Origin of the sequence: Roseomonas sp. E05, assembly GCF_030063475.1 — a bacterium.
Taxonomy (GTDB): Bacteria; Pseudomonadota; Alphaproteobacteria; order Acetobacterales; family Acetobacteraceae; genus Pseudoroseomonas.
The window spans coordinates 1-5,449 of record NZ_JASIRT010000071.1; the positions used below are offsets into that span (position 1 = coordinate 1).

Sequence of the window (5,449 nt, forward strand, 5' to 3'; positions counted from 1 at the left end):
GGGTGCCCTCTTGCGACGCTTTGAGCTCGGCTCGAACACGCGGCGTCGTTCGGGCTGAACCGTGAAGACCGCCTGCCACAGGACATCCTCCCCCTCGCGGGTCAAAGATGCACCACTACGATCCGGCCGGCCTGCCGGTCATCGTCTCCTTTGCCCAATGGGGCATTTCTTACCGCGGCAATGACCGCAACCGCATCGAGATGGAGCTGGATGCGGCCGGCCAGCAGGTCCGCGCCACGGCAGACCGGCAGATCGCCGAGTTCCTTGCCGGCAGCGGCCAGTATGAGCGGACCACCGAAACCGGGCGCGAGATCGAGAACGTCGCGTTGCGCCATGCCAATGGCTATGACGAGCGGCGCCCGAGCACCGTCTCCGTCACCGACGGCATGCTGCAGGTGATGCGGCGCCGGGCCGAGGTGAAGAGCCTGGCGGGGCTGCACACCCTGACCAGCTGGTCGCAGCGCCATCCGGTCACCGGGTAGCAATTGCTCGGCTGCGTACGGGCCTGGTCCGCCGCCGCCGAGGGCAATGTCCGCGCCTATCGCGAGCAGCGGACCACGGAGCCGGTGCGCACCGGCTCGGCGCAGGGGCCGGCGGGCATCCGCTCCGGCCGCGACCTCATGAGCGTGCGGGATTTCTGAGATGCGCCGGTATCTCCTCCTGCTCGCCCTGTTGCTGGGGCCGGTGCCGGTGCTGGCGGCGCCGGTGACGATCGAGGCTGAAGGCAGCGCCTTGACGCGGGAAGATGCCGTGTCACGCGCCCTGATCAGCGCGGTGGAACAGGTGACGGGGGTTTCGGTGCATGCCGAAACTCTTTCCCTCCAGGCCATGGCGCAAAGAAGCGATGACAGTGGCAGCCGGACCGAACTGTCGGCAGCAATGAGCTCCGCAATCCAGCGGCAGACAGGCGGAATTGTCCGTGGCTACCGGATCCTGTCGGTGGAACGGCAGGTGGAAGGGCCGTTCCTGGCACGGCTGGAAGTGGAGGTGGAGCGGTTCCAGCCCACCGCGCCCACCGGAGATACCCGTCGCCGCCTCGTGGTCTCCGAACTGCGCGACGAGAATGGCCGGGAAACCGCTTTTGGGCGGCAGCTTCGCGAGAGGCTTGTTCAGCACCTCACGCAGTCGCGCCGCTTTGCCATGCTGGATCGCGATGCCAACCAGGCCTACGACCGCGAGATGGCCCTGCTGGTGACCAGCGCGCCCTTGACGGAGCGTGTGCGCATCGGCCAGGTGCTGGGCGCCGATTATGTCGTCACGGGCCGGCTGCGCCAGGTCGGCACCACGCGCACCGAACAGAGCATCGCCCTGACTGGCGAGACGGTGGTACGCAACTCCGCTCGCGGCGCGCTGGACTTCCAGGTCATCGAGATCGCCACGCGGCAGGTTCGCTGGGCCGGCAGTGTGCCGCTGGGCAATTCCGGGAATCTTGGGGCGATCCTGGAGCAGATGGCGACGCGCGTCAGCCGGGAGATCACCCAGACCATCTATCCCATGCGGATGATCCGCGCGGACGATCCTGGAGAGATCATCCTGAATCAGGGCGGCATGACCGTGACAGTCGGGCAGCGCTTCCGGGCGCTTCAACTGGGGGATGAGCTGAAGGACTCCTATACCGGCGAAAGCCTTGGGCAGATGGAGCGTGAGATCGGCGTGGTCGAGGTGCAGCGCGTCGATCCGCGAGTCTCTTATGCGCGGCTTATAAAAGGGAGCATGCCTGCGCCAGGCGCCGAGGTTGTGCTCCGGCCGGTACCGGTCGTACAGCCAGCCGCACAACCAGCTGCGTCTAGGCGGGCGGCGGGGCCGCGGACCGAGCCCTCCATGTTTGACTGAAAACATCCAACAGAACCTGCTGAGCGGCGCTGAAGGGGCTTCGCCATGCCCCCTCAACGCCGCTCCCCAGCTTTCGTTAGAGGCTTTTAAGCGGACCGGCAGCTTCCGAACCGAGGCCCGTCAAAGCGGACATCGAAGACGGCCAGCGCCCAACCGGGTGTGCCTATCCTGTCCGAGCAAAGAGCCTACGCTTCAGGTTTAGTGTTGATGATGGCCTTGATGCGCTCCGCGAGCTTCTCCAGGGCAAAGGGCTTGGTGAGCACCTGCATGCCCGGCTCGAGGTGTTCGTTCTGGAACACCGCATGTTCCGCGTAGCCCGTTATGAACAGCACCTTCAGGCCGGGGCGGAACTGCCGCGCCGCATCGGCCAGCTGGCGCCCGTTCATGCCGCCGGGCAGGCCGACATCGCTCACCAGCAGATCGATGCGGGCGTCGGACCGCAGCACCGCCAGGCCCGAGGCGCCATCGGCGGCTTCCACCGCGGCGTAGCCCAGTTCCTCCAGCACCTCGGTGATCAGCATGCGCACCGAAGGCTCGTCATCGACCACCAGCACGGTCTGCCCGGCCTCGGCGCGCGGCGCGTCGGCCAGTTGCGAGGGTGCCTCCCCGGCGACCGCGTCTCCCCGATGCCGCGGCAGGTAGAGGCGCATGGTCGTGCCCCGGCCTTCCTCCGAGGCAATCCGCACCTGCCCGCCCGATTGCCGGGTGAAACCATAGATCATGGATAGGCCGAGGCCCGTACCCTGACCCAGCGGCTTGGTGGTGAAGAAGGGGTCGAAGGCGCGCGCGATCACCTCGGGCGGCATGCCGGTGCCGGTGTCGGTCACGCAGATGGCGACGTATTCCCCGGGCCGCATGTCCCACACCCGGGCGCCGTGCGCATCGATCCGTGAGTTGTTGGTCTCGATGGTCAGCCGTCCGCCGTCCGGCATGGCGTCGCGCGCGTTGATGCAGAGGTTCAGCACCGCGCTTTCCAGCTGGTTCGGATCGCAGCGCGTCGTCCAGAGATCCGGGTCCAGCACCGTCGATACGGCGATTTCCGGCCCCACCGTGCGCCGGATCAGGTCTTCCATGTCGTGGATCAGCTTGTTGGCATCCGTCGGCTTCGCGTCCAGGGTTTGCTGCCGTGCAAAGGCCAGCAGCCGGTGGGTCAGCCCCGCCGCCCGGTTCGCGGCGCCCTGCGCCGTTATGATGTAGCGGTCCAGGCCGCTTAGCCGTCCCTGAACGATGCGGGTACCCAGGATTTCGAGCGACCCCGTGATCCCGGTCAGCAGGTTGTTGAAGTCGTGCGCGATGCCGCCGGTCAGCTGGCCCACGGCTTCCATCTTCTGGCTCTGCCGTAGCGCGTCCTCGGCCTGTCGCAGCGCCTCGGCCTGCTCCTTCTCGGCCTGGATGTCGCGCCCTACGGCATGGATGAACTGCTCATCCGGCACCGCGGTCCAGGACACCCAGCGGTAGCTGCCGTCCTTGTGTCGGTAGCGGTTCTCGAAGCGAAGGGTAGTCAGGCCGTCGGCCAGCTTGCCCACCTCGGCCAGGGTGGATGCTACGTCGTCCGGGTGAACCAAGCTCATGAAGCCGCCGCCGACCAGCTCGTCCGGCGTCCAGCCGAACAGGGATGTCCAGGCCGGGTTCACCGCCTTGATCCGCGCCTGGAAGTCGGCCACCAGCATGACGTCGGTGGACAGCCGCCACATGCGGTCACGGTCCCGCGTGCGCTCCTGGACCTGCCGTTCCAGTTCCTCGGCCGAGGCACGCAGGACCTGTTCGGCCTCCTTCATCGGCGTGATGTCGGCGTTGCTGCCGAGCCAGCCTATGATCTGGCCGGCGTCATCCCGCTGTGCCGTGGCACGGGCGCTGTACCAGCGGTAGTTGCCATCCTGGCGCCGGAGGCGGAACTCTGTCTCGTAGGCGACCTCGCGCGCCCGGGCGTCCGCCCAGGCCGCCTGGACGCGCGGCAGGTCGTCCGGATGCAGCGCCGTTGCCCAGCCATCGCCCAGCGCCTGCTCCGGCGTGTAGCCGGTCAGGTCGTAATAGTGCTGGTTCAAGTAGGTCAGCTTGCCGTCCGGGTTGCTGAACCAGACCAGCGCGGGCGAGAGCTCCGTCAGCTGCCGGAAGCGCTGGTCGCTTTCCCGCGCCGCCTGCTCGGCCAGCTTGCGGTCCGTGACATCCAGGACGAACTCGACCACTTCGCGGTCGTTGATGCGGCGGGGCGCGAAGAGACCCCACCAGCGCCTGCCGTCCCTGCCGTAGTACTGCTTCTCGTACGGCGTGGCCTCGCCGACCGTGTTGACCTCGTGAACAGCCTTGAGCGAGGCCGGGAAGAACTCCGGCGGGGTCAGTTCCTGCCAGGTCTTGCCAATGGCCTCTTCGCGGGTGAAGCCGGTCATGCGCAGGAAGGCGTCGTTGACCTCTACCAGCCCGAAGCCAGGGCCCCAGACGATGATGCCTACGGTCCTGATGCCGAGCATCGTGCCGGACCGCGCCTCACTGCGGATGAGGCGTTGCCCGGCCTCGTGCTGCTCCGTGCGGTCCCGGACGATCTTAACGTAGCCGATATGCGCACCCGTGTCCCTGTCCTCCAGCCGCGTCATGGAGCCCGCGCCCCAGAAGCGGCTGCCATCCTTGCGCAGGTGCCAGCGCTCGTCGGCGGCTCGGCCATCGCGCCGCGCGATGGCCATCTCCTCCGCGCACGCCCCGCTGGCCTGGTCCTCCGGCGTGAAGATCATGCAGGCGTCCTGCCCGATGGCCTCCTCCGCCCGCCAACCCATGGCGGCTTCGGCGGAGCTGTTCCAGGAGGTGATGATCCCGGCGAGGTCGGTGGTCAGGATGGCGAAGTCGGCCACGCTTTCCAGAACCAGCTCGGCGAGGCGACCCGGGCTCAACTGGCTCGGGTGGGGCGCCTTGTCATACGACGTCATCGGGGATTGCTCGGTGGAGGCAGGATGGTGGCGCTGGCCCGGCTGACGATCGGCTCGGCTTCGGCGTGTTCCAGCAGGCGAAGAGCCGTGCGGACGACCTCGCTGGAACTCTGGTAGCGGCCCGAGGCGACGAGACGGGCAACGAAGTCACACAGTTCGCGCGTGAGGGCGACGTGCAGGCTGTGGTGGGCAGGCATGGCGCCGCCTCTAGGGTGGGTGCATCCAGGGTGTCACCCCACAAATCGTTGAACCCATGTTTCGAAAGCGTGGCAAAGCCCTCAGGCTGAGGCGCTGCTCATGGCCAATGGAGGCCGGATCTGGCCAGGAAGATCTCCTCTGCCTGCATCGTCGAACATAAAGGCGCGCTGAGATGATTGAGGGGAGGCCATCACCCTCCTGGTGACTGCTGTTAAAGCAGACGCGGCAGGCGGCTGCAGCGGGCCAGTAGCTCGTTGTTACGGCATGAGGAACGGGAGCAGCCAGCAGGAAGCGGAGTTCCGCTCCGGCCTCGCCGCATCGCGTCATGCTCCCACGATAGCAGGGCGGAGGGATAGGGGGGGACTGTCAGGAATTCCGTGCGGGGCGGGGCATAGTAGGGACGAAGGAGACCCCCTATGGCCCGACGGAAAGAGCCGCGGATCCCGGACGCGGTCCTGGACCAGTTGCTGGCGGGCGCCGGTGCCCGGTCGGCCTTCGAG

At 67.3% G+C, this 5,449-nt stretch carries 5 protein-coding genes; 3 read left to right on the forward strand and 2 right to left on the reverse strand.

All coding sequences use genetic code 11. The annotated features are described in order from the left end of the window. Positions 1-107: 107 nt before the first annotated feature. From QMO56_RS26485 to QMO56_RS26495, 3 genes are read left to right on the forward strand one after another with little or no spacing between them, the layout of a single operon-like run. Complete coding sequence (locus QMO56_RS26485; protein WP_283530608.1) at positions 108-482, forward strand: hypothetical protein; 375 nt, start codon at positions 108-110, stop codon at positions 480-482. A 3-nt stretch (positions 483-485) separates the two neighbouring features. Next, complete coding sequence (locus tag QMO56_RS26490) at positions 486-641, forward strand: hypothetical protein (protein ID WP_283530610.1); 156 nt, start codon at positions 486-488, stop codon at positions 639-641. 1 nt (position 642) lies between these two features. After that, on the forward strand, positions 643-1,833 hold the full coding sequence (locus QMO56_RS26495; RefSeq protein WP_283530611.1) for a CsgG/HfaB family protein: 1,191 nt from the start codon (positions 643-645) through the stop codon (positions 1,831-1,833). A 185-nt stretch (positions 1,834-2,018) separates the two neighbouring features. Here QMO56_RS26495 and QMO56_RS26500 read toward each other — a convergent pair whose 3' ends face one another. Next, a complete protein-coding gene (locus tag QMO56_RS26500) occupies positions 2,019-4,751 on the reverse strand; it encodes a PAS domain-containing sensor histidine kinase (RefSeq protein WP_283530613.1) in 2,733 nt (910 codons plus the stop codon). Continuing rightward, complete coding sequence (locus QMO56_RS26505) at positions 4,748-4,948, reverse strand: type II toxin-antitoxin system ParD family antitoxin (protein WP_283530615.1); 201 nt, start codon at positions 4,946-4,948, stop codon at positions 4,748-4,750. Before QMO56_RS26505 ends, QMO56_RS26500 begins: the two co-directional genes overlap by 4 nt. Positions 4,949-5,449 lie beyond the last annotated feature (501 nt).

Excerpts from the sequence above, each read along its gene's own strand:
- QMO56_RS26505 (WP_283530615.1), bottom strand. The coding sequence starts at position 4,948 with ATGCCTGCCCACCACAGCCTGCACGTCGCCCTCACGCGCGAACTGTGT.
- QMO56_RS26485 (WP_283530608.1), top strand. The coding sequence starts at position 108 with ATGCACCACTACGATCCGGCCGGCCTGCCGGTCATCGTCTCCTTTGCC.
- QMO56_RS26495 (WP_283530611.1), top strand. The coding sequence starts at position 643 with ATGCGCCGGTATCTCCTCCTGCTCGCCCTGTTGCTGGGGCCGGTGCCG.
- QMO56_RS26500 (WP_283530613.1), bottom strand. The coding sequence starts at position 4,751 with ATGACGTCGTATGACAAGGCGCCCCACCCGAGCCAGTTGAGCCCGGGT.